Source organism: Massilia genomosp. 1 (assembly GCF_011682185.1).
In the GTDB taxonomy this organism is placed as follows: domain Bacteria; phylum Pseudomonadota; class Gammaproteobacteria; order Burkholderiales; family Burkholderiaceae_D; genus Telluria_A; species Telluria_A rubra.
On record NZ_WHJF01000519.1, the window covers coordinates 1 to 296 of the forward strand.

General features: G+C 62.8%; 1 protein-coding gene. It reads left to right on the plus strand.

The genetic code is table 11. The annotated features are described in order from the left end of the window. Positions 1 to 33: 33 nt before the first annotated feature. Positions 34 to 296, plus strand: a 263-nt coding sequence (locus F1735_RS34745; protein WP_167241605.1) for a type VI secretion system baseplate subunit TssF, incomplete at its 3' end; no start/stop codon positions are given.

Sequence of the window (296 nt, forward strand, 5' to 3'; positions counted from 1 at the left end):
ATGCAAAATTTGCTGTACAGACCGCCACCAATCATGAACCCCGCCTTTTTGCGCTACTACAGCCAGGAGCTGCATCACCTGCGCGAGATGAGCGGCGAGTTCGCGCGCGACTATCCCAAGATCGCCGGCCGCCTGGGCCTCGATGCCTTCGAATGCGCCGATCCCTACGTGGAGCGCCTGCTGGAAGGCTTTAGCTTCATGGCCGCGCGCGTGCAGATGAAGATCGACGCCGAATTCCCGCGCTTCACCCAGCACCTGGCCGAACTGGTGTACCCGCAGCTGCTGGCCCCCACGCC